Source organism: Sphingopyxis sp. LC81, assembly GCF_000756375.1.
Taxonomy (GTDB): Bacteria; Pseudomonadota; Alphaproteobacteria; order Sphingomonadales; family Sphingomonadaceae; genus Sphingopyxis.
Genome location: NZ_JNFD01000007.1, coordinates 207,252 through 230,936, shown reverse-complemented (window position 1 = coordinate 230,936; position 23,685 = coordinate 207,252). Strand labels below are relative to the sequence as shown.

The following is a 23,685-nucleotide window of genomic DNA, read 5'->3' as shown; positions in this document are numbered from 1 at the left end:
ACCTCGATGGGACTAGGCGGCCGCCAACCATCGAAAAAAGGAGAAATATCATGGTTCGCATCACTCGTATGCTCGCCGTCGGCATGGTTGCCGCGCCGCTGCTCGCCGCCTGTGCAACGATCGCGCCTTCGGAACAACCTGTGTCGGTCACCGGCAGCATCACCTATCGCGAGCGCATGGCGCTGCCGCCGACGGCGCAGGTCGAAGTCACGCTCGCCGACGTCAGCCTGATGGACGCACCGTCGAAAACGATCGCGCAGCAAAGCTTCACCGCCGACGGCCGGCAGGTGCCTTTTGCCTTCTCGCTGACCGTCGACGAGCGCAAACTCGATCCGCGCGGCCGCTATTCGGTTTCGGCGCGCATCACCGATGCTTCGGGGAAGCTGATGTTCATCACCGACACCCATAATGGCGTGTCTTTCGATAGCCGCCCGCGGGTCGATATGGGCACATTGGTCATGGTCCGGACCCGCTGACGAAGCGCTCGCGCGGGCGCGCATAGCTATGCGCGCCCGCGCGTCGGCTTGACCCTGCGCCTTCGCAGGTGCAGCAAGCTGGGCCCATGGGCCCACCTATCCAGATCTCGCAAAATCCCGACATCCGCTATTTGGGGCGGATCCTTGGTGACGTCATTCGCGCCTATGGCGGCGACAAATTGTTCCGCCAGACCGAATATATCCGCTCGTCGAGCGTCGACCGGCACCGCGGGATCGCGGGGGCCGAGGCGATCGACCCGGGGCTCGATGCGTTGAGCCTCGACGACACGATCGCGTTCGTGCGCGGCTTCATGCTGTTTTCGATGCTCGCCAATCTTGCCGAGGACCGGCAGGGGGTCGCCGCCGAACCCGAAGCGACCGTTGCGGCGGCGATCGAAAAGCTGAAGGGCGATGGGATCGATGGCGACGCGATCGCGGCATTGCTGAGCGCCTCGCTCGTCGCGCCGGTGCTGACCGCGCACCCGACCGAGGTGCGGCGCAAGTCGGTGCTCGACCACAAGAACCGCATCGCCGAGCTGATGCTGCTGCGCGACGCCGGCGCCGACGAGACCCCCGAGGGCGACGTCGTCGAGGACGCGATCCGGCGGCAGATCGTTCTCCTTTGGCAAACCCGCCCGCTGCGCACCGAGAAATTGTTCGTCGCCGACGAGATCGACAATGCGCTGACCTATTTGCGCGACGTCTTCCTGCCCGTGGTGCCGAAGCTTTATGCGCGCTGGGAAGCCGAGCTGGGGCAGCGCCCCGCGAGCTTCCTGCGTGTCGGTAGCTGGATCGGCGGCGACCGCGACGGCAATCCCTTCGTCACCGCGGAGACGATGCACATGGCGACGGCGCGCAACGCCGCGGCGGTGCTTGGGCATTATATCGACGCGGTCCACCATCTCGGCGCCGAGCGGTCGGTGTCGGCAAGCCTCGCCGCCGTTCCCGAGGCGGTCGAAGCGCTGGCCGAGGCGAGCGGCGACACCGCGCCGAGCCGCCGCGACGAACCCTATCGCCGCGCGCTGTCGGGCATTTATGCGCGGCTCTGCGCCACTTATGCCGAGATCGTCGGCCGCGCGCCGCCGCGCCCGTCGGCACTGAGCGGCGCGCCCTATTCCACCCCGGCGTCGCTTCGCCGCGACCTCGTCACCATCGCCAATGGCTTGTCGGCGAACAGCCAGGGCCAGTTCGGCGGCATCGGGGCGCTCGGGCGGCTGATCCGCGCCGTGGAAGTGTTCGGGTTCCACCTAGCGACGCTCGACATGCGCCAGAACAGCGCGGTGCACGAACGTGTACTCGCCGAACTGCTGGCGGTATCGGGCGTGTGTCCCGATTATCTGGCGCTGGGCGAAGAGGAACGCGTCGCGCTGCTCACCGCCGAACTCGCCAGCGACCGGCCGCTCGCGGCGCCATGGCACCAGTGGAGCGACGAGACCGCGGGCGAACTCGCGATCGTCCACGCCGCCGCCGATGTGCGCAAACGGCTGGGCCAGGACGCGATCTGCCAGTGGATCATCAGCATGGCGCAGGAATTGTCCGACCTGCTCGAGGTCCATGTCCTCGCGCGCGAGGCGGGGCTGTGGCGGAGCGGCGACGCGGCGGGCCAATCGAATTTGATGGTCGTGCCGCTGTTCGAGACGATCGCCGACCTCGACCGCGCGCCCGCGATCATGGCGCGCTATTTCGCGATGCCCGAAATCGGCCCGCAGATCGGCCAGCGCGGACATCAGGAAGTGATGATCGGCTATTCGGATTCGAACAAGGATGGCGGCTATCTGACCTCGACCTGGGGGCTGCATCAGGCGTCGCAGGCGCTGACCCCGGTGTTCGAGGAGGCCGATACCGCGATGCAATTGTTCCACGGCCGCGGCGGCGCGGTCGGGCGCGGCGGCGGCAGCGCCTTTGCCGCGATCCGCGCGCAGCCGGCGGGTACGGTGCAGGGACGCATCCGTATCACCGAACAGGGCGAAGTGATCGCGGCGAAATATGGCACCGCGGCGAGCGCGGCGACCAATCTGGAGGCAATGGTGTCGGCGAGCCTGCTTGCGAGCCTCGAGCCCGAGGCGCTGAGCGACAAGGATGCGGCGCGCTACACCGCGGCGATGGACCAGCTCTCGGACGGCGCCTTCGCCGCCTATCGCGGGCTCGTCTACGACACGCCGGCGTTCAAGGATTTCTTCCGCGCGATGACGCCGATCGCCGAGATCGCGACGCTGAAAATCGGGTCGCGGCCGTCGAGCCGCACAAAGTCGAGCGCGATCGAGGATTTGCGCGCGATCCCGTGGGTGTTCAGCTGGGCGCAGTCGCGCGCGATGTTGCCGGGCTGGTACGGCACCGGAGAGGGGTTTGCGGCGTTCGAGGACAAGGTGCTGCTGACCGACATGGCGGCGGGCTGGCCGTTCTTTGCCGCGCTGCTCGGCAATATGGAAATGGTGCTCGCGAAATCGGACATGGGGATCGCGGCGCGCTATGCCGAGCTGGCGGTGGGAATCGACGGGCATGACGCTATCTTTGGCCGCATCCGCGACGGGTGGAACCGCGCGCACGACGGATTGCTGGGCATCACCGGCCAGACGCGGCTGCTCGAGAAGAACCCGGCGCTCGAGGCATCGATCCGCCTCCGCCTGCCCTATATCGAGCCGCTGAACCTGCTCCAGATCGAACTGATGAAGCGCCACCGCGCCGGGGAGACCGACCCGCGTATCGCCGAGGGCATCCAGCTGACGATCAACGCGATCGCGACCGCGCTGCGGAATAGCGGCTGATCGTCGTCCCAGCGAAAGCTGGGACCGCTCTCGTCACTTCCAATCGCCAGCGGCCCCAGCTTTCGCTGGGGCGACGGTGTAAGGTCAGCTCTTGACGATCACCACCTCGCCCTTGGCGTTCGCGCCATCGGGAGCGAAGTTGACGCGGAAATCGGCGCCGTCCTTGTCCTTGCCCGCGAGCGTGTCGCCGCTGCGCGTGACCTTGACGCCCTTCTTGGCGAATTCGCTGGCCATCCAGTCGGCCGCCTTTGTCGGCGCGGCGGGCGCGGTGAAGCCGAGCTTCACCGTCGCCTTGTCGGCACCGCCCTTGTCGACCGCGTCGACGTCGACCTTGGTGACCTTGCTGCCCGGATAGAGCTTCACCCCGTCGATATCGAAATCGCTCTCGATATCGAGATCGACGAAATCGGGGATGTCGATGTCGATCGCGGCGCCGCCGCCGCCGATCTTAAGATTGCCGCCGTCCTTGCCGGTCCGGATCTGGACCCCGCCATGCTCGTCGCCGGCGTTGATCGAGACTTCGGTGCCCTCGCCGGATTTCTTCTCCTCCGACCCACAGGCGGCGAGGAGCATCATCGGGGGAATGAGGAACGCGAGACGCATGGTCAATCTCCTTGGTGCATTAGTTACATAATACACCTTGGAGATGGGCGAGTCAACCAAGCCATCCCGTCACCCCGGACTTGATCCGGCACCCGCCTTTTCCTCTTCAAGAATGCAGGCCCCGGACCAAGTCCGGGGTGACGATGAGGGCGTTAGGCGTCGATGCTGGTCCGCACATCGCCGTGGACGAGCCCGCCGTCGACGGTGATCGTGTCGCCGACGACATAGTCGCCCGCCTTCGACGCGAGGAAGATCGCGGCGCCCGCCATATCCTCGGGCACACCGATACGTTTGACCGGGATGCTCTTCGCCACCGCATCGCCATGGTCGCGCGCCGCCTTGTTCATGTCTGACTGGAAGGCGCCCGGCGCGATCGCGGTTACGAGGATATGATCCTGCACCAGCCGCGCCGCGAGGCGCTTGGTGAGGTAGAGGATCGCCGCCTTCGAGGCGTGGTAGCTGTAGGTTTCCCACGGGTTCAAACGCTGGCCGTCGATCGAGCCGATGTTGATCACCTTCGCGGGGCGGTCGGCGGTGCCACCGCCCTTCAGCAGCCCGTGGAGCGCCTGTGTCAGGAAGAAGGGCGATTTGACGTTGATGTCCATCACCTTGTCCCAGCCCGCCTCGGGGAAACCCTCGAACGGTTCGCCCCATGCGGCGCCGGCATTGTTGACGAGGATGTCGAGGCGCTCCTCGCGCGCTTCGAGTTCCGACGCGAGCGCGCGGCACCCTTCGACGGTCGACAGGTCGACGGGCAGCCCGATCACCTTGCCCGGATAGCGCGTTTCGAAATCGGCGACGGCTTCCTCGATCTGCGCGCTTTTGCGCGCCGAGATGTAGACGCGCGCGGCGCCCGCGGCGAGATAGCCCTCGACGATCATCTTGCCGATGCCGCGCGAGCCGCCGGTGACGAGTGCGATGCGGCCATCGAGGCCGAACATATCCTGAAGGTTCATTCGATTTCTCCTGCGGCTTAGTAGCCGTTCATCCGGGCAACCTGGTCGATGTGATAATGCACGTCGCCCATATATTCGGCGAGCGCGCGGTCGCGTTTCATATAGAGGCCGATGTCATATTCGTCGGTCATGCCGATGCCGCCGTGCATCTGCACGCCCTCGCGCACCGCGAGGTTGGCGGCGCGGCCGGCCTTCGCCTTTGCGACCGAGACCATCAGCTTCGCGCCTTCGCTGCCTTCGTCGAGCAGCTGCTGCGCCTTCATCACGGTGGCGCGCGCGACTTCCATCTCGCCATAGAGATGCGCGGCGCGGTGCTGCAGGCCCTGGAACTCGCCGATCAGCTTGCCGAACTGCTTGCGTTCCTTGAGGTAATTCACCGTCATGTCCATCGCGCCCTGCCCGACGCCGACCATTTCGGCGGCGGCACCGGTGCGGGTGGCGGCGAGAAGCGCGTCGAGGATTTCACCGCCCGCATCGACCTCGCCGATCACCGCGTCGGCATCGACTTCGACCCCGTCGAGCGTGACGTGGCTCGCCAAGCTGCTGTCGACGAGGCGGCGCGGGTCGGCGGTGACGCCCTTCGCATCCTTCGGCACCGCGAACAGCGTGATCCCGCCGTCGGTTTTCGCCGCGACGATGCTCATGTCAGCGACATGGCCGTGGAGGACGAAGCTCTTCTTGCCGTCGAGCCGGAAGCCGTTGCCCGCGCGCGTCGCCGTGGTCGCGATGCGGTCGGGGCGGTGCTTCGCGCCCTCGTCGATCGCGAGCGCGACGATCGCCTCGCCGCTTGCGATCGCGGGAAGCCAGCGGCTCGCCTGCGTGCCGCCCGCTTTCGCGAGTGCGGCGACGGCGCCAACGCTGGTCGAGAGGAAGGGCGACGGGGTCAGGTTGCGGCCGATTTCCTCGAGCACGATGCCCGCCTCCATATGCCCCATGCCGAGCCCGCCGTGCGCCTCGGGAACGAGCATGCCGGGCAGCCCCATTTCGGTGAACTGCGCCCAGAGGTCGCGCGAAAAGCCCGTCGCGTCGGCGCTGTCGCGGAGGTTGCGCAGGTGCGAAACCGGCGCCTGTTCGGCCACGAAGGGCGCGACGCTGTCCTTGAGCATCGCCTGGTCGTCATTGTGATACAAAGGCATGGGTCAGGCTCCGGGCAGGTCGAGGATACGCTTGGCGATGACATTGAGCATGACTTCGCTCGTCCCGCCTTCTATCGAATTGGCCTTGGTGCGCAGCCAGCCGCGCGCGCGCGCGCCGCCCTTGGTCTCTTCGCTGTCCCATTCGAGCGCTTCGCTGCCGCCGCCCGACATGACGAGTTCGTGGCGGCGCTTGTTGAGCTCGGTGCCGACATATTTCATCATGTTCGACGATGCGGGATGCGCACGGCCGGTCTTCCACATGTCCATGAAACGCTCGCCCATCGCGCGGTAGGCGAAGACATCGACGTCGAACGCCGCCATTTCGGCGCGCAGGATCGGGTCGTCGAGTTCGCCCGCGGCGTTCTTGCCGAACGCCTTGGCAAAGGCGCCGCCGATGCTGACCATGTCGCCGCCCGCGCCGCCGCCCGAGATCATCTCGCGTTCGTGGCCGAGCAGATATTTGGCGACGTCCCAGCCGCGGTTGATCTCGCCGATGAACTGCGTCTTCGGCACTTCGACATCGTCGAAGAAGGTTTCGCAGAAGGGCGAGTTGCCGCTGATCAGGAGGATCGGCTTGGTCGTGACACCCTTGCTCGCCATGTCGAAGAGCATGAAGGTGATGCCCTGATATTTGTTCGCCTTGTCGGTGCGGACAAGGCAGAAGATCCAGTCGGCCTTGTCGGCGTAGCTGGTCCAGATTTTCGACCCGTTGACGACCCAGTGATCGCCCTTGTCTTCGCCAAAGGTCTGGAGCGAAACAAGGTCGCTGCCCGAGCCGGGTTCCGAATAGCCCTGGCACCAGCGGATTTCGCCGCGCGCGATCGGGTTCAGATACTGGACCTTCTGCTCCTCGGTGCCGAATTGCAGCAGCGCGGGGCCGAGCATCCAGATGCCGAAGCTGTCGAGCGGCGAGCGCGCGTGGATGCGCTTCATTTCCTGTTTGAGGACCTTGGTCTGCTCGGGGGTCAGCCCGGCACCGCCATAGGGTTTGGGCCAGTCGGGAACGGTGTAACCCTTCGCGACGCACGCTTCGAGCCACCGTTTCTGGGCTTCGTTCTTGAACACCCAGTTGCGGCCGCCCCAGCAGACGTCGCCTTCGTCCCGCACGGGCTCGCGCATTTCGGCGGGGCAGTTCGCCTCCAGCCAGTCCCGCACCTCGGCGCGGAAAGCGTCCAGTTCGCTCATCCTTTTGGCTCCTCTTCTGCGGCCAAATCTACGTCCGCTTCGCTAGTTTACGCAAGCGTCAACTTGGATCGGCGCGCCTGCCCTTACGGCGCCGTAGCGTCGGTTTGACCGCCGTTGACGCGTCACCTTTGGCGCCTAAGCTAAGTGGCAAAAGAAAACGGGAGAATGGGTCAATGCGATTCGCAGGCAAGATAGCCGTCGTCACCGGAGCGGCGTCGGGCATCGGCAAGGCAGCGGTTTTGAAACTGGCGAGCGAGGGCGCTCACGTCTTCGCCGCCGACATCGACGAGGCGGGCGGGCGCGCGCTCGCCGAACAGTCGAACGGCAAGATCGACTTCGTCCGCTGCGACGTCACCAAGCCGTCGGATATCGAGGCGCTGATGAATGAAGCCGCCTCGAAAGCCGGGGGCATCGACATCGTGTTCAACAACGCCGCCGCCGCGGGCGACCGCGCGCCGATCGACGAGATCAGCCCCGAGGGCTGGGACCTGACGATGGATCTGGTGCTGAAATCGGTCGCGATGGGAATCCGCTACGCCGCGCCGCATATGAAGGGGCGCAAGGGTGCGAGCATCGTCAACACCGCGAGCGTCGCGGCGCTCGGCGCGGGCTATTCGCCGATCGCCTATGCTGTCGCGAAGGCGGGTGTGCTCCACCTTTCCAAGATCGCCGCGACCGACCTCGCGCGCTACGGCATTCGCGTCAACGCGATCTGCCCCGGCTTCATCAACACCAATATCTTCACCTCGTCGCTCGACGTGCCCGACGAGCATAAGGATCAGGCGAAGGCGATCATCGCGGGGATGAGCGAAGCCGCGCAGCCCGTCGCGCGCGGCGGCCAGCCCGAAGATATCGCCAACGCGGTCGCGTACCTCGCGAGCGAGGAGTCGAGCTTTATGACCGGCACGCATATGCTGGTCGACGGCGGGCTGACGATCGGCCAGCGCCATGCGTGGGACCCTGAGGCACCCGGGTTGTTCGACGCGCTTGTCGCAATGGAGGATGCGGCGAAGGCCGGGGCGCCGGCGTGAACGCGGCGATCGCCGCGCCGAAAGCCACGCGCCTGCCGGTCCGGCTGAAGGTCATGCATGGGCTGGGCAGCATCGCTTATGGCGTCAAGGACAACGGCTTTTCGACTTTCCTGCTGCTGTTCTACAATCAGGTGATCGGGCTTGATCCCGGCGTCGTCGGTGCCGCGATCATGGTCGCGCTGATCGCCGACGCCTTTGTCGATCCGATCATCGGCGAACTCACCGACCGCACGCGCAGCCGCTGGGGGCGCCGCCTGCCGTGGCTTTATGGCGCACCGATCCCGCTCGCGATCATGTGGATGCTGCTGTGGCATCCGCCCGAAATGAGCAATGCGATGACCGTCGCCTGGCTGATCGGCTTTGCGATCATCGTCCGCTCGCTCGTCTCGATGTGCGAAGTGCCGTCGGTTGCGATCGTGCCCGAACTCACCGGCGATTATGACGAGCGCACCGTCGTCATGCGCTATCGTTTCCTCTTCGGCTGGGGCGGCGGGCTGCTGATCCTGCTGCTCGCCTATGGGGTATTTTTCGGGGGCGCGAAGGGGCTCGTCGATCCCAACGGCTATTTCCCCTATGCGCTGACCGGCGCGCTGCTGATGGCGGGCGCGGTCCTGACCTCCGCCGCGGGGCAGCACAGCCGCATCGCGGTGTCGAACGTCGCCGATACGAAACCCGTAATGACGCTGCGCCAGGTCCTCGGCGAAATGCGCGACACGCTGTCGAACCGCGCCTTCCTGTGGCTGATCTTCGCCGCGCTGTTCGGCTTCGTGAATCAGGGCATCACCTTTTCGATGAACAATTATCTGCTCGGTTTCTTCTGGCAGTTCACGCAGGGCGAGATGGTCGCTTATGTCTTCCTGCTGTTCGCCTCGATGATCGCGGCTTTCGTGCTCGTCGCCCCCGTGTCGGCGCGGCTCGGCAAGCGCGACGGCGCCATTTTCGCGGGCGCGATTGCGCTGCTCGTCAACAGCGGCATCTATTTCGCGTGGATCCAGGGTTTCTTCCCCGGCCTGCCCGGCAAGCCGAGCGTCGCGGCGATGTTCGCGCTGGTGTTCGTATCGAACAGCTTCTCGATCATCCTGATGATCCTGTCGTCGTCGATGATGGCCGATGTCGTCGAGGCGTCGCAGAGCGAAACCGGACGGCGCTCCGAAGGCCTGTTCTTCGCGGGCTATTTCTTCATGCAGAAATGCGCGACCGGCATCGGCATCTTCGCCGCCGGGCTGATCCTGTCCCTCGCGTCCTTTCCGGCGGACGCGAAACCGGGTGAGGTCGGCGCTGACGTGCTCGGCAATCTCGCGCTCGGCTATGCGCTCGCGATCCTTGTCATCGGGACGCTGGGGCTGATCGTCATGCGGCGCTTCCCGATTTCGCGCGCCGATCATGAGGCGCGGCTCGCGCTGCTGGGCGATGTCGCACGCGGTGAACCCGACGCCACAGGCGCGCATCCGTAACGAGAATGTCGCGCGGCGGCGGAATGATGTAATTTTAGGGCCGCGGGACTTGGCAAGGCCGACGAATCGGTCCAAAGGTTTACGTGAACGTAAAGGGAAAGGACGCGCAGATGGACTTCGATCTCACCGACCGGCAGGTCTATTGGCGCGACCGGGTCCGCGATTTTATCGAGCGCAAGGTTCGCCCCGCGGTCCCGACCTATAACGAGCAGGACAAGGCGGGCGACCGCTGGAAGGTGATCCAGATCGTCGAGGATCTGAAGGCCGAGGCGAAAGAAGCGGGCATCTGGAACCTGTTCATGCCGCCCAAGTCGGCCGCGCATCACCATGTCGACGAGAGTTTCGAATTCGAAGGCCCCGGCCTTTCGAACCTCGAATATGCGCTGTGCGCCGAGGAAATGGGCCGCGTCGGCTTTGCGAGCGAGGTATTCAACTGCTCGGCGCCCGACACCGGCAATATGGAAGTGTTCCATCGCTACGGCACGCGCGCGCAGAAGGATAAATATCTCGGCCGCCTGATGAACGGCGAGATCCGCTCGGCCTTTCTGATGACCGAGCCGCGCGTCGCCTCGTCCGACGCGACGAATATCGAAACGCGGATCGAGCGCGACGGCGACGATTATGTGATCAACGGCACCAAATGGTGGTCGTCGGGCGCGGGCGATCCGCGCTGCGAGGTCGCGATCGTGATGGGCAAGACCGATTTCGCGGCGAAGCGCCATGCGCAGCAGTCGATGGTGCTGATGCCGCTGAACGCGCCCGGCGTGAATATCCTGCGCCACCTGCCCGTCTTCGGTTATGACGATGCGCCGCACGGCCATATGGAAATCGAATTGAAGGACGTCCGCGTCAACGCCGAGGAAGCGATGCTGCTCGGCGAAGGCCGCGGCTTCGAGATCGCGCAGGGGCGCCTCGGGCCGGGCCGCATCCATCACTGCATGCGCACGATCGGCGTCGCGGAAGAAGCGATCGCCAAGATGGCGAAGCGGCTGCAGTCGCGCGTCGCCTTTGGCAAGAAGGTCGCCGAATATAGCATCTGGGAACATCGCCTCGCGCGCGCGCGCATCGACATCGAAATGACGCGCCTGCTCTGCCTCAAGGCCGCCGACATGATGGACAAGGTCGGCAACAAGTCGGCCGCGGCCGAAATCGCGATGATCAAGGTGCAGGCGCCGAACATGGCGCTGAAGATCATCGACGACGCGATCCAGGCGCATGGCGGCGGCGGCGTGTCCGAAGATTTCGGGCTGGCCAAAGCCTATGCGCATCAGCGCACGCTGCGCCTCGCCGACGGACCCGACGAGGTGCACGAACGCGCGATCGCGCGCATCGAATTCGCCAAGCATAGCGAAGCAAGCGAGCCGGGCTTCTCGTCGGGCGACATCGGCGTTTCGCGTTAAAACCTGAATTCGGAGAGATATTGTGACCAAAGCCGCGATTCTGATCGAACCGGGCAAGCCGCTGTCGATCGAGACGGTGCAGATTGCCGACTGCGGCCCGCACGAGGTGCGCATCCGCACCGCCGCGTGCGGGCTCTGCCATTCGGACCTGCATTTCATCGACGGCGCCTATCCGCACCCCCTCCCCGCGATCCCCGGCCATGAAGCCGCGGGCATCGTCGAGGCGGTCGGCAGCGAAGTGCGCACGGTCAAGGTCGGCGACGCGGTCGTCACCTGCCTGTCGGCCTTCTGCGGCCATTGCGAGTTCTGTGTCAGCGGGCGCATGTCGCTGTGCATGGGCGGCGACACACGCCGTCCGGTCGGATCGGCGCCGCGCATCACGCGCCCCGATGGCAGCATCGTCAACCAGATGCTCAACCTCTCGGCCTTTGCCGAAACGATGCTTGTCCACGAACATGCGTGCGTCGCGATCGACCCCGACATGCCGCTCGATCGCGCCGCGGTGATCGGCTGCGCGGTGACGACGGGCGCGGGCACGATCTTCAACGCGTGCAAGGTGACGCCGGGCGAGACGGTCGCGGTCGTCGGTTGCGGCGGCGTCGGCCTCGCCACGATCAACGCCGCGAAGATCGCGGGCGCGGGGCGGATCATCGCCGCCGACCCGGTTCCTGAAAAGCGCGCACTCGCGGTCAAGCTCGGCGCGACCGACGTCGTCGACGCGCTCGCCGACGATGCCGCGAAACAGATCGTCGAACTGACCAAGGGCGGTGTCGATCATGCGATCGAGGCCGTCGGCCGGCCGGCCTCGGCGAGCCTCGCGGTCGCCTCGCTGCGCCGCGGGGGCACCGCGACGATCCTCGGCATGATGCCGCTCGCCGAAAAGGTCGGGCTCAGCGCGATGGACCTGCTCTCGGGCAAGAAATTGCAGGGCGCGATCATGGGCGGCAACCGCTTCCCGGTCGACATTCCGCGCCTCGTCGACTTCTATCTGCGCGGGCTGCTCGACCTCGACAGCATCGTCGCCGAGACGATCCCGCTGGAGCGGATCAACGAGGGCTTCGACAAGATGAAGAAGGGCGACGCCGCACGGTCGGTGATCGTATTCGACCAATGACGCTCGACGCGCAAAAGGCCTTCAGCGGCACCGTCGCCCCCGAGGGCGCCGACGTCCTCGACGAGGCGAAACTGACGGCGTGGATGGAGGCGAATGTCGACGGCTTCGAAGGCCCGCTGACGCAAAGCAAATTTGCCGGCGGCCAGTCGAACCCGACCTACAAGATCAGCGCGCCGTCGGGCAATTATGTGCTGCGCCGCAAACCCTTCGGTCCGCTGCTCCCCTCGGCGCACGCTGTCGACCGCGAGTATAAGGTGCAGGCGGGGCTCCACAAAATGGGCTTCCCCGTCGCGCGCCAATATGGCCTGTGCACCGATGACAGCGTCGTCGGCAGCTGGTTCTATGTGATGGGGATGGTCGACGGCCACACGATCTGGGACGGCGCGATGCCGGGATCGACGCCGGAGAACCGCCGCGCCACGTACGAGGCGATGATCGACACACTCGCCGCGCTGCACAAGGTCGATGTCGAGGCCGCGGGGCTTTCGGACTTCGGCAAGCCGGGCAATTATTTCGGCCGCCAGGTCGACCGCTGGACCAAGCAATATCGCCTCGCCGAAACCGAGACGATGGACGAGATGGAGCAGCTGATCGCGTGGCTGCCCGCGACCCTGCCCGAACAGACGCGCACCAGCGTCGTCCACGGCGATTACCGCATCGACAATATGATTTATGCCAAGGACCGTCCCGAGGTTCTCGCGGTGCTCGACTGGGAGCTGTCGACCTTGGGCGATCCGCTCGCCGATTTCACCTATGTCGCGATGGCGTGGGTGACCGAGAATGGCGGTCGTTCGGGGGTGATGGATCTCGACCGTGCCGCGCTCGGCATTCCCGAACTCGACGAGATGGTCGAACGCTATTGCGCCGCCACCGGCCGCGACGGCGTGCCCGACATGAACTGGTATTTCGCCTATAATTTCTTCCGCCTCGCGGGGATTATCCAGGGCATCAAGAAGCGCGTGATCGAGGGCACCGCCTCGTCGCAGCATGCGAAGGACATGTCCGAACGCGTCCGACCGCTCGCCGAAAAGGCGTGGGATTTTGCAAAGAAGGCCGGCGCATGAGCCTGTTCGACATGACCGGGCAGGTCGCGCTGATCACCGGATCGTCGCGCGGCATCGGCAAGGCGACCGCCGAAGCGATGGCCGAACAGGGTGCGAAGGTCGTGATTTCGAGCCGCAAGGCCGACGCCTGCGAGGAAACCGCGGCGGAGATCAACGCGCGTTTCGGCGAAGGCACCGCGCTTCCCGTGCGCGCCAATATCTCGTCGAAGGAAGAGCTGGAGATATTGGTCGCCGAAACGCGCCGCGCCTTCGGCAAGATCACGACGCTCGTCTGCAACGCCGCATCGAACCCTTATTACGGCCCCGGGCTCGGGATCAGCGACGACCAGTTCCGCAAGATTATGGACAACAACATATTGTCCAACCACTGGCTGATTTCGATGGTCGCGCCCGAGATGCTCGAACGCGGCGAAGGGTCGATCACGATCATCAGCTCGATCGGCGGGCTCAAGGGATCGCCGATCATCGGCGCCTACGGGATTTCGAAAGCCGCCGACATGCAGGTCGCGCGCAACTTCGCGGTCGAGTTCGGACCGCGCGGCGTGCGCGTCAACTGCATCGCCCCCGGCCTGATCCGCACCGACATGGCGCGCGCCTTGTGGGAAAATGAGGAAAACCTCAAACGATCGACCGCCGCCTCGACCTTGAAGCGGATCGGCGAGCCGCACGAGATCGCGGGCGCCGCGGTCTTCCTCGCCAGCAAGGCGGGGGCTTTCACCACCGGCCAGACCATCGTGTGCGATGGCGGAGCCACGATTTCGGGAGGCGCATGATGGGCGCATTGGACGGCAAGGTTGCGATCATCACGGGCGCGGGCAGCGGCATCGGCCGCGCGAGCGCGCTGCGCTTCGCCGCCGAGGGCGCGAAGCTCGTCATCGGCGACAAGACGGCGGCGGTGCACGAGACCGCAAAGCTGGTAAAGGATGCCGGCGGCGAGGCCGTCGCGCTCGAAATCGACGCGGGCGTCGAAGCCGATGTCGCCTCGCTCGTCGCGACCGCCAAGGACACCTACGGTGCGCTCGACGTCGCCTTCGCCAATGCCGGGATCATCGGCGACATGGGCGGCATTTTCGACTTCGATCCCGACGCCTGGGCCGAGACTTTGCGCGTCAATCTGATCGGCCCCGCGCTGATGGTGAAACACGCCGGCAAGGCGATGGTCGATCAGGGCCGCGGCGGCGCGATCGTTCTGACCGCGAGCGTCGCGGGTTTGAATTCGGGCGCGGGCCCGGGCGCCTATTCGGCGTCGAAGGCGGGGGTGATCAACCTCGCCAAGGTCGCCGCGCAGCAGCTCTCGACCAGCGGCGTGCGCGTCAACGCGGTCTGCCCCGGCCTCACCGAGACGGGGATGACCAAGCCGACCTTCGACTATGCCAAGGCGAAGGAAGTCACGCACAAGCTCGGCCAATTGAACCCGCTGCGCCGCGCGGCGCAGCCCGAGGAACTCGCGAATGTCGCGCTGTTCCTCGCGAGCGATCAGGCGAGCTATGTCAACGGACAGGCGATCGCGGTCGACGGCGGGCTGACCAGTTCGCATCCGGTGACGCGCCAGTTGCTCGGCCAGACCTCGCACTGATAGATCGATCAGCATGACACATGGATTCGACACCGCGCGGCTGGACCGCATTCCCGCCTTTCTCGCCGCCAAATATGTCGACACCGGCCGGTTGCCGCACGCGGCGACGCTCGTGTCGCGGCGCGGGGAGATCGCGCATCTGTCGTGCATCGGCGAGGCACGGCCGGGCGAAGCGCTGAAGGAGGATGCGATCTTCCGCATCGCCAGCATGACCAAGCCGATCACCAGCATCGCCTTCATGATGCTGGTCGAGGAGGGCAAGGTCGCGCTGTCGGACCCGCTGGTGAAATTCTGCCCCGAGTTCAAGGACACCGGCGTGTTCGTCGCTGGCGGGGGCAATGTCCCCTTCCTGACGCGGCCGCCCGCGTCGCCGATCCGCATGGTCGACCTGCTGCGCCACACCGCGGGACTGACCTATGGCTTTCAGGAGCGCACCCCGGTCGACGGCGCGTATCGCAAGGCAAAGATCGACGATTTCGACGCCGATTATACGATGGACAGCTTCATCGCCGACCTCGCGAAGATCCCGCTCCAGTTCGACCCCGGCGCGCACTGGAATTATTCGATGGCGACCGACGTGCTCGGCGCGGTGATCGAGCGCATCGAGGGCAAACCCTTTGCGCAAGTGTTGCAGGAGCGCATCTTCGGCCCGCTCGGCATGGTCGATACCGGCTTCAAGGTCCCCGCCGACCAGCAGCACAGGCTGGCCGACGCCTACGCCTTCCATCCCAAGGACAGGAAGCAGGATTTCGACGCCGGCGCGCGCAGCCGCTGGACGAAGGATCGCAGCTTTCATTCGGGCGGCGGCGGGCTTGCCTCGACGCTTCACGACTATCATCGCTTCTGTCTGATGCTGCTCGGCGGCGGTAAGCTCGGCGATGTGCGGATCATCAGCCGCAAGACATTGGCGCTGATGACGTCGAACCACCTACCCGGCGGCGGCGACCTGACGCAGCACAGCGTCGGCATCTTTTCCGAGGACGAAAATGCCGGAATCGGCTTCGGCCTCGGCTTCGCGGTCACGCTCGACCCCGCGCGCGCGGGCATTCCCGGCTCGGTCGGCGATTTTTACTGGGGCGGCATGTTTTCGACCGGCTTCTTCGTCGATCCGGTCGAAGAGATCTGCATGGTCTTTATGACCCAGCTCATGCCCTCCTCCACCTACCCCGTGCGGCGCGAGGTCAAGACCTTTGTCCACGCCGCCATCGACGATTGAAGATGCAACACCCCTTTCCGTTCGCCGCGCGCGAACGGGTTCCAGATTGAAGGAGTCTCCCATGTCCGAAGAAACCCCCGTCAGCGTCACGCTGGAAAAGGATGGCGAAATCGCCGTCATCATCGTCAACAACCCGCCCGTCAACGCGCTGAGCTGGCACGTCCGTCAGGGGCTCGAGGATCATTTCGCCGCCGCGCTCGGTGACGACAGCGTCAAAGCGATCGTGCTGCGCTGCGCGGGCGCGACCTTTATCGCGGGCGCCGACATCAGCGAATTCGGCAAGCCGCCGCGCGGTCCCGATTTCAACGCGGTGCTCAACAGCATCGAAGCGGCGTCGAAGCCGGTCGTCGCCGCGATCCACGGGACGGCGCTCGGCGGCGGTCTCGAAACCGCGCTCGTCTGCCATTACCGCATCGCGGTGCCGTCGGCGAAGCTCGGCGTGCCCGAAGTGAAGCTCGGCCTGCTCCCCGGCGCGGGCGGCACGCAGCGCCTGCCGCGCGTCGTCGGCGTCGAAGCGGCGGCGACGATGACCTCGACCGGCGATCCGCTGCCCGCCACGAAGGCGAAGGAACTCGGCCTCGTCGACGAACTCGCGGGCGAAGATAGCTTGGCCGCCGACGCGATCGCCTTTGCGCGCGCGAAGATCGCCGATGGCCCGCGCCCGACGCGCGAGCGCCCGGTGTTCGGCGACGTCGCGGTGATCGAACAGCTCAAGACCGCAAACGCCAAGCGCTGGCGCGGCTTCGAGGCGCCTTACGCCAACCTCGCCTGCGTCGAGGCCGCGACGCGGCTTCCGTTCGACGAGGGCCTCGCTTTCGAGCGCGAGCAGTTCATGAAGCTGATGTTCGGCAGCCAGTCGGCGGCGCAGCGCCACATCTTCTTCGCCGAGCGTCAGGCGGCGAAGATCGACGGCCTGCCCAAGGACACCCAGCTGCGCGACATCAAGAAGGTCGGCGTCATCGGCGCCGGCACGATGGGCGGCGGCATTTCGATGAACTTCCTCCAGAAGGGCATCCCCGTCACGATCGTCGAGATGCAGCAGGAAGCACTCGACCGCGGCACCGGCGTGATCCGCAAGAATTACGAGGCGTCGGCCGCCAAGGGGCGCTTCAAGCCCGAGCAGGTCGAGGCGATGATGGGCATATTGACCCCGACGCTCAGCCTCGACGATCTCGCCGACTGCGACCTGATCATCGAGGCGGTCTATGAGAATATGGACGTCAAGAAGGACATCTTCGGCAAGCTCGACAAAATCGCCAAGCCCGGCGCGATCCTCGCGTCGAACACCAGCTACCTCGACGTCGACGAGATCGCGACCGCGACGAGCCGCCCCGGCGACGTGCTCGGCATGCACTTCTTCTCGCCCGCAAACGTCATGAAGCTGCTCGAGGTCGTCCGCGGCGAAAAGACCGCGCCCGACGCACTCGCGACGGCGATGGCGATCGGCAAGAAGATCGGCAAGGTCGCGGTGGTCGCGGGCGTGTGCGATGGCTTCATCGGCAACCGCATGCTCAAACCGCGCCAGGTCGAGGCGATGAACCTGCTGATGGAAGGCGCGACGCCGCAGCAGATCGACAAGGTCCATGTCGAATTCGGCATGCCGATGGGGCCGTTCCAGATGAGCGACCTTGCGGGTGTCGACATCGGCTGGCACCGCGACCCGACGCGCATCGAGAGCATCCGCGACGCGCTCGCCGCGGTCGGCCGCTGGGGGCAGAAGACCGGCAAGGGCTTTTACGATTATGACGAAAAACGCAATCCGTCGCCCAGCGCCGAAGTCGCCGAGATCATCGAGGATTTCCGCCAGCGGTCGAACAAGGCGAAGCGCGAGATCAGCGATCAGGAAATCATCGAGCGCACGCTCTATCCGATGGTCAACGAAGGCGCGCTGATCCTGGCGGAAGGCAAGGCGCAGCGCGCGTCGGATATCGATGTCGTGTGGATCTATGGCTATGGCTGGCCAGTCTATCGCGGCGGCCCGATGTTCTGGGCGGGGCTCGAAGGCACCGACAAGATCGTCGCGGCGCTCGAGAAACATGGCTTCGCAGTCGCACCGCTGCTCAAAGAGAAGGCGGAGGCGAAGGCGGGCTTCTAACGCAAGTTTGTGTGTCCCCGCGAAGGCGGGGACCCATCTCCGATGGGTTCAAACTCGCACCGACAGGAGATAGGCACCCGCCTTCGCGGGTGCGCACAGCTTTATGAAACAGAGGCCGTCTGTCCCAGCGCGGGGCAGGCGGCCTTTCTTTTGCCTTCGCGCCGCCGCAGGTGCGACCGGAAACTTGCGATTCAGGGTTAAAGCGCTGGCAAGACCTGCCGTTAGGGCAGAGCATGAACGCCATGTCCGCCCTCGCCGTCCTCCTGCTGACCGGCAGCGTGCCGGTGGCCGCCCCGGTGGCGACGCCGCAGGTTGCTGCGGTCGGCGTGGCGCACGCGCGGATATTGGCGCCCGCCGAGGTGCGGCGCGTCGGTGACCGGATCGAGGTCCGGACCGGCGAGCGTAAGGCCCCGACGCAGGTGCATCGCACCGAACGCCGCGACGGCGGCGAGACGGCCGACTTTTACTAAGCCCCGTCGCCGCGATCGGATTCCGACCACAGGATGATCTCCATACCATCGTCACCCCGGACTTGATCCGGGGTCCATGACTTCGACGCCGCCAGTGGGATCCCGGATCAAGTCCGGGATGACGAAAATGGGGAATGGTCAGCCCTGCAGCGTCTGGATGATCGCCGAGAAGTCGCGGCCGTCCTTGTCGGCTTCGACGAAGGCTTCGTACAGCTCGCGCGCCTTCGACCCCATCGGGACGTCGGCGTCGACACTCGCCGCGGCCTCCATCGCGAGGCGCAAATCCTTGAGCATCAGCGCCGCGGCGAAACCGCCCTTGTAGTCATTGTCGGCAGGGGTCACTGGCCCGACGCCGGGCAGCGGCGCGTAGCTGGTGAGCGACCAGCATTGACCCGACGACACGCTCGCGATGTCGAAGAATTTCTGCGGATCGAGCCCCAATTTCTGCGCCAGCGCCAGCGTCTCGCACGTCGCGACCATCGACGCGCCGAGCAGCATATTGTTGCAGATCTTCGCCGCCTGCCCCGCGCCCGCGTCGCCGGCGTGGATCACCGCCTTGCCCATTTTGGCGAGGATCGGTTCGGCGCGCGCGAAGCCTGCGTCGCTCCCGCCGACCATGAAGGTCAGCGTGCCCGCGTTGGCGGCGGCGATGCCGCCCGAGACGGGCGCGTCGACCGCGACGAGACCAGCGTTGGCGGCGGCTTCAATATTGCTCCGCGCGGTTGCCACATCGATTGTCGAGCAATCGAGCAATAGCGTGCCGTCATCGGCGTGCGGGAAAACGGCGTCCTGATATACAGCAGCGACGTGCTTGCCCGCGGGGAGCATCGTCACCACCGCCTCTGCGCCGGTGACGGCTTCCGCTGCCGACGCGGCGCGCGAACAGCCCGCCTCGACCGCGCGTACCAGCGCTTCTTCACTGAGATCGAAGGCGCGGACCTCATGCCCCGCCTTCGCAAGGTTCGCGGCCATCCCGCCGCCCATGTTGCCGAGCCCGATGAATGCGATTTTCATTGGATATTCCTTCATTGTCCCAAAGCGGCGGCGCAAAGACGCGCGATCATCCGGCTGCCCCGTTCGGCCTGGTCCTGATCGGCGGGTGCGAATTCGGTAATGGTCAAACCGACCAGATCGCCCGCAGTCGCGATACGGCGAACGAGCGCGACCGCGTCGTCGATAGCCAACTTGCCGTCGGTATAGGCAAGATAAGGAAATTCGGCGGGGTCGAGCACATCGAGGTCGAAGTGGACGTGAACCGGCCCGCGCGGCAATGCGCCGGGATCGAGCGTCGCAAGGTCAAAGGCGCGCTGAAAGGCCCAGTCGCCCTCGTCGCCGGTCTCGATCCCGAAATAGCGAAAGCGTGCAGGGTCGATCGGCGCGCCGAGCAGCGCGCGCATTGGCGGCGGCGCCTGCCCCAGCAGCGCGGCGACGGGCATCCCATGGAAACTTCCGCTGGGAGAGGTTTCGGGGCTGTTGCCGTCGATATGGGCGTCGATCCAGACGACCGACAGGTCGGCATGGACGCGATTCAAATGATCGATCACCGCAATATCGACCGCGCAGTCGCCCCCCGCGGTCAGAACCCGGCGCGCACCCGATGCGGCCAATATCGCTTGGGCGCTGCCAAACTGTTCAAAAATAGCATCCCAGCGCTGAACCCCATGGCCATCGGCACGCTCGGTGCTGATAGGAACCTCGGCGATGGGTCCGAAAGCGGCACACACCGCAGCGGCGGCGGCGGCGCCGCGCGGAAGATGTTCATGGCGTCCCGACCCCTGCCATTGCGGATAGGCGAGGACGAGGTCGAACGCGCGCGACATCACCGCCCCTTCCACACGCCTTCGCGCTTTTCGATAAAGGCGGCCATGCCTTCGGCCTTGTCCTCGGTCGCGGCGAGGATCTGGAACAGGCGGCGTTCGTAGATCAGCCCCTGGTCGAGCGTGGTTTCGAACGCGGCGTTGACCATGTCCTTGTTCACCATCGCGGCCATCGGCGGCATCGACGCGATCGTGGTCGCGGTCTTCACCGCTTCCTCGACCAGCGTCGCATGGTCGACGACGCGCGCGACGAGGCCCGACCGTTCGGCTTCGGCGGCGTCCATCATCCGGCCGGTGAGGCACATTTCCATCGCCTTCGCCTTGCCGATCGCGCGCGTCAGCCGCTGCGACCCGCCCATGCCCGGCGCGACGCCGAGCTTGATTTCGGGCTGGCCGAATTTCGCCTTGTCCGACGCGATGATGAAGTCGGCCATCATCGCAAGCTCGCAGCCGCCGCCCAATGCGAAGCCGTTGACCGCGGCGATCCAGGGTTTGCGGACCTTCTTCACGAAGTCGCTCGTCCATTTCGAGAAGAAATCTTCGAGGTAGAAATCGGACGCCGGCTTGTCGGCCATTTCCTTGATGTCGGCGCCCGCGGCGAAAGCCTTGTCGCCCGAGCCGGTGAGGACGGCGCAGCGCTGGCCGGGATCGGCTTCGAACGCCGCGAAGGCTGCGATCAGGTCGTCGAGCACGCCCGAATTGAGCGCGTTGAGCGCCTGCGGGCGGTTGAGCGTCACCAGCGTGACGGCCCCGCGCGTTTCGACGAGGAGGGTTTCATAGCTCATGGTCTTGTCCTGTGTCAGCGATTGGCGTCGATATTGCGCAGCAGCACTTCAAGCTGCGCCCGGGTGGCATGTTCATGCGCCTCGTCGGTCGAGGTCGGCTGGTTGTCGTAGGGAATGGGTTCGTCGAATTGGTCGGTCGCGAGATCCCAGTAGCGCCCGTCGATCCGGTTGTAGAAATGCGTGCCGCCCTTGGTCGCGGTCTTCACGATATCGCCGCCGAAATGATGATGGACGGCGAGGGCGGTCACCGCGCACTGGTTGAAACAGGGGTTCGCGGGGTCGAACGAGCCCGGAATCGTCTCGTCCGACCAGCTCCGCTTCACCGCATGATAAAGAGCGATCGGATCGGAAAAGCTCATAGCGGGGTCCATTTCTCATTCTCGGGCAGCGGCGCGAAGATCGCGTCGATCCACTCGTCGGTGACGGCCTCGGCGGTCGACGGGTCCCATTTGGGGCTGTTGTCCTTGTCGATGATCAGCGCGCGGACACCCTCGATGAAATCGTGCATCTGCACGACGCGGCTGCCGATCGCATATTCTTGGCGCATCTGCGCGGCGAAGTCGTGCATCTCGCCGCCTTCCTTGAGCTGGCGGAGCGCGACCTTGCACGTTTGGGGCGATTTGCCGTGGAGCGTCGCCAGTTCTTTGGTCGCCCATTCGCCGCCATCGGCTTCGAGCGCGGCGAGGATATCCTCATAGGTGTCGCTCGCGAACAGGCGGTTGATCCGTTCGAGATGCTGGGTGATTCCGGCGGGCGGCGCGGTGACCGACAGCTCGCCCAAGATGCCGCCGATGCGGTCGGGGTCGACCGCGATGCGCGCCTTCGCCTCGGCGAGCTTTTCGGAGGGCAGATAATGGGTGGCGAGGCCGAGCGCCAAACACTCCGCGCCGTCGAGCCGTGCGCCGGTGAGCGCGAGATAGACGCCGACGCGGCCTTCGAGGCGCGGCAGATACCAGCCGCCGCCGACGTCGGGGAACAGACCGATCCCCGTTTCGGGCATCGCGAAGCGCGTATGCTCGGTCGCGACGCGATATTTCGCCGGCTGCGAAATGCCGACCCCGCCGCCCATCGTGATGCCGTCCATGAAGGCGACGACGGGCTTGGAATAGGTGAAGAGGAGGTGGTTGAGGCGATATTCGGTGTGGAAGAAAAGCCGCGCTTCCTTGCCATCCTTCGCCCCGCTTTCCGCGAGCATGCGGATATCGCCGCCGGCGCAGAAGCCGCGGCCCTCGCTATGGTCGATCATCACCGCCTCGACCGCATCGTCGCCCTGCCATTTGACGAGCGCGTCGATCATCGCTTCGCACATGGCGAGGTTAAGTGCGTGGATCGCCTTCGGGCGATTGAGCGACAGGCGGCCGACGCGGACGTCGGTCCCTACAAGCACATCTTCGGTCATTGGCGCAGCAGGTCCCTTCCGACGATCATCCGCATCACCTGATTGGTGCCTTCGAGGATCGAGTGGACGCGCAGGTCGCGCCAGAAGCGTTCGATCGGATAGTCGCGCAGATAGCCATAGCCGCCGAACAGCTGGAGCGCGTCGTTGACGATCTTGCTGCCATTGTCGGTCGCGAGCCGCTTTGCCATCGCCGAGAAGCGCGACTTGTCGGGGGCGTTCGCAGTGACCTTTGCCGCCGCCATATAGAGCAAGGCGCGCGCGGCTTCGAGGTCGGTCGCCATGTCGGCGAGCATGAACTGGGTGTTCTGGAAATCGGCGATCGGCTGGCCGAACTGCTGGCGGTCCTTGGTGTAGGCGATCGCTTCGTCGAGACAGCGCTGCGCGCCGCCGAGCGAGCAGGCGCCGATGTTGAGGCGCCCGCCGTCGAGCCCCGCCATCGCGAAGCGGAAGCCGTCGCCCTCGGCGCCGACGAGATTTTCGACCGGCACGCGGCAGTCTTCGAAGATCACCTGCGCGGTCGGCGAAGCGTTCCAGCCGAGCTTTTTCTCGGGGGCGCCGAAGCTCAATCCCGGCGTGTCCTTTTCGATGACGAGGCAGCTGATCCCCTTCGACTTTTCCTCGCTGGTGCGGACCATGCAGACATAGATGTCGTTATAACCCGCGCCCGAGATGAACTGCTTGGTGCCGTTCAGGACATAATGATCGCCGTCGCGCTTCGCCGTCGCCTTGAGCGCCGCGGCGTCGGACCCCGAACCCGGTTCGGTCAGGCAATAGCTGGCGATCTTCTCCATGCTGACGAGGTCGGGCAGGAAGCGCGCCTTGACCTCGGCGCCGCCGAAGCGGTCGATCATCCATGTCGCCATATTGTGGATCGAGACATAAGCGCTGGTCGCGGGGCAGCCATAGGCCATCGCCTCCATGATCAGCGCCGCCTCGAGCCGACCAAGCCCGATGCCGCCCGATTCCTCGGCGACGTAAATCGCGCCGAAGCCGAGCTCACCCGCCGCCTTCCACACATCGACGGGATAATGATGTTTCTCGTCCCATTCCGCCGCGAAGGGCGTGATGCGATCGGCGGTGAATTTGCGCGCCATATCCTGGATGGCGAGCTGGTCGTCGGTAAGCTGGAACTGGTCGGTCATG

Annotated in this window: 22 protein-coding genes; 12 read left to right on the top strand and 10 right to left on the bottom strand. The window is 65.5% G+C overall.

Annotation, left to right across the window (positions count from 1 at the left end; all coding sequences use genetic code 11):
* Positions 1–50 precede the first annotated feature (50 nt).
* Entirely contained in the window at positions 51–476 is a 426-nt protein-coding gene (locus tag FG91_RS05120) for a YbaY family lipoprotein (protein WP_052187320.1), read from the top strand.
* A gap of 86 nt (positions 477–562) precedes the next feature.
* Positions 563–3,241, top strand: coding sequence for a phosphoenolpyruvate carboxylase (gene ppc, locus FG91_RS05115; RefSeq protein WP_037512684.1), 2,679 nt, complete (start codon positions 563–565; stop codon positions 3,239–3,241).
* 84 nt (positions 3,242–3,325) lie between these two features.
* On the opposite strand, the gene FG91_RS05110 is transcribed toward ppc, so the two are convergent.
* From FG91_RS05110 to FG91_RS05095, 4 genes are all read right to left on the bottom strand, one after another.
* Positions 3,326–3,844: a hypothetical protein gene (locus FG91_RS05110; protein ID WP_037512683.1), complete on the bottom strand. Its 519-nt coding sequence runs from the start codon at positions 3,842–3,844 to the stop codon at positions 3,326–3,328.
* A gap of 152 nt (positions 3,845–3,996) precedes the next feature.
* Positions 3,997–4,800, bottom strand: a complete 804-nt coding sequence (locus FG91_RS05105; protein WP_037512680.1) for an SDR family oxidoreductase — start codon at positions 4,798–4,800, stop codon at positions 3,997–3,999.
* Positions 4,801–4,817: 17 nt separating this feature from the next.
* Positions 4,818–5,936 (bottom strand): acyl-CoA dehydrogenase family protein, encoded by a 1,119-nt coding sequence (locus FG91_RS05100; RefSeq protein WP_037512676.1) that lies wholly within the window; start codon positions 5,934–5,936, stop codon positions 4,818–4,820.
* A 3-nt stretch (positions 5,937–5,939) separates the two neighbouring features.
* Positions 5,940–7,121 (bottom strand): acyl-CoA dehydrogenase family protein, encoded by a 1,182-nt coding sequence (locus FG91_RS05095; protein ID WP_037512674.1) that lies wholly within the window; start codon positions 7,119–7,121, stop codon positions 5,940–5,942.
* 173 nt (positions 7,122–7,294) lie between these two features.
* On the opposite strand from FG91_RS05095, the gene FG91_RS05090 reads away from it, so the two are divergent.
* The 10 genes from FG91_RS05090 to FG91_RS05045 all read left to right on the top strand — a co-directional run bounded on the left by FG91_RS05090 (position 7,295) and on the right by FG91_RS05045 (position 18,541).
* Positions 7,295–8,152 (top strand): SDR family NAD(P)-dependent oxidoreductase, encoded by an 858-nt coding sequence (locus FG91_RS05090; protein WP_037512672.1) that lies wholly within the window; start codon positions 7,295–7,297, stop codon positions 8,150–8,152.
* Positions 8,149–9,606 carry an MFS transporter gene (locus tag FG91_RS05085; protein ID WP_052187319.1) on the top strand — a complete coding sequence of 486 codons (1,458 nt, stop codon included), beginning with the start codon at positions 8,149–8,151 and terminating at the stop codon, positions 9,604–9,606. The genes FG91_RS05090 and FG91_RS05085 overlap by 4 nt, the downstream gene beginning before the upstream one ends.
* Before the next feature lie 110 nt (positions 9,607–9,716).
* Positions 9,717–11,006 carry an acyl-CoA dehydrogenase family protein gene (locus FG91_RS05080; protein WP_037512882.1) on the top strand — a complete coding sequence of 430 codons (1,290 nt, stop codon included), beginning with the start codon at positions 9,717–9,719 and terminating at the stop codon, positions 11,004–11,006.
* 22 nt (positions 11,007–11,028) lie between these two features.
* Complete coding sequence (locus FG91_RS05075; RefSeq protein ID WP_037512670.1) at positions 11,029–12,120, top strand: Zn-dependent alcohol dehydrogenase; 1,092 nt, start codon at positions 11,029–11,031, stop codon at positions 12,118–12,120.
* A complete protein-coding gene (locus tag FG91_RS05070) occupies positions 12,117–13,184 on the top strand; it encodes a phosphotransferase family protein (RefSeq protein ID WP_037512668.1) in 1,068 nt (355 codons plus the stop codon). Before FG91_RS05075 ends, FG91_RS05070 begins: the two co-directional genes overlap by 4 nt.
* Positions 13,181–13,957, top strand: coding sequence for an SDR family NAD(P)-dependent oxidoreductase (locus FG91_RS05065; protein ID WP_037512667.1), 777 nt, complete (start codon positions 13,181–13,183; stop codon positions 13,955–13,957). The genes FG91_RS05070 and FG91_RS05065 overlap by 4 nt, the downstream gene beginning before the upstream one ends.
* Positions 13,957–14,760 (top strand): SDR family NAD(P)-dependent oxidoreductase, encoded by an 804-nt coding sequence (locus tag FG91_RS05060; RefSeq protein WP_037512664.1) that lies wholly within the window; start codon positions 13,957–13,959, stop codon positions 14,758–14,760. The genes FG91_RS05065 and FG91_RS05060 overlap by 1 nt, the downstream gene beginning before the upstream one ends.
* Positions 14,761–14,773: 13 nt before the next feature.
* Positions 14,774–15,976 carry a serine hydrolase domain-containing protein gene (locus FG91_RS05055; RefSeq protein WP_037512662.1) on the top strand — a complete coding sequence of 401 codons (1,203 nt, stop codon included), beginning with the start codon at positions 14,774–14,776 and terminating at the stop codon, positions 15,974–15,976.
* Positions 15,977–16,037: 61 nt separating this feature from the next.
* Positions 16,038–18,071: a 3-hydroxyacyl-CoA dehydrogenase NAD-binding domain-containing protein gene (locus FG91_RS05050; protein WP_037512659.1), complete on the top strand. Its 2,034-nt coding sequence runs from the start codon at positions 16,038–16,040 to the stop codon at positions 18,069–18,071.
* 233 nt (positions 18,072–18,304) lie between these two features.
* Positions 18,305–18,541, top strand: a complete 237-nt coding sequence (locus FG91_RS05045) for a hypothetical protein (RefSeq protein ID WP_037512657.1) — start codon at positions 18,305–18,307, stop codon at positions 18,539–18,541.
* A 138-nt stretch (positions 18,542–18,679) separates the two neighbouring features.
* Here the strand turns inward: FG91_RS05045 and mmsB are convergent, their stop codons facing one another.
* The 6 genes from mmsB to FG91_RS05015 are packed head-to-tail and all read right to left on the bottom strand — an operon-like array spanning position 18,680 to position 23,684.
* Positions 18,680–19,555, bottom strand: a complete 876-nt coding sequence (gene mmsB, locus FG91_RS05040) for a 3-hydroxyisobutyrate dehydrogenase (RefSeq protein WP_037512880.1) — start codon at positions 19,553–19,555, stop codon at positions 18,680–18,682.
* An 11-nt stretch (positions 19,556–19,566) separates the two neighbouring features.
* Complete coding sequence (locus tag FG91_RS05035) at positions 19,567–20,361, bottom strand: arginase family protein (protein ID WP_037512869.1); 795 nt, start codon at positions 20,359–20,361, stop codon at positions 19,567–19,569.
* Positions 20,361–21,143, bottom strand: a complete 783-nt coding sequence (locus tag FG91_RS05030; RefSeq protein WP_037512655.1) for an enoyl-CoA hydratase-related protein — start codon at positions 21,141–21,143, stop codon at positions 20,361–20,363. Before FG91_RS05030 ends, FG91_RS05035 begins: the two co-directional genes overlap by 1 nt.
* Before the next feature lie 14 nt (positions 21,144–21,157).
* On the bottom strand, positions 21,158–21,502 hold the full coding sequence (locus FG91_RS05025) for a YunG family protein (protein WP_037512653.1): 345 nt from the start codon (positions 21,500–21,502) through the stop codon (positions 21,158–21,160).
* A complete protein-coding gene (locus tag FG91_RS05020; RefSeq protein ID WP_037512652.1) occupies positions 21,499–22,542 on the bottom strand; it encodes an enoyl-CoA hydratase/isomerase family protein in 1,044 nt (347 codons plus the stop codon). Before FG91_RS05020 ends, FG91_RS05025 begins: the two co-directional genes overlap by 4 nt.
* On the bottom strand, positions 22,539–23,684 hold the full coding sequence (locus FG91_RS05015; protein ID WP_037512651.1) for an acyl-CoA dehydrogenase family protein: 1,146 nt from the start codon (positions 23,682–23,684) through the stop codon (positions 22,539–22,541). Before FG91_RS05015 ends, FG91_RS05020 begins: the two co-directional genes overlap by 4 nt.
* Position 23,685 lies beyond the last annotated feature (1 nt).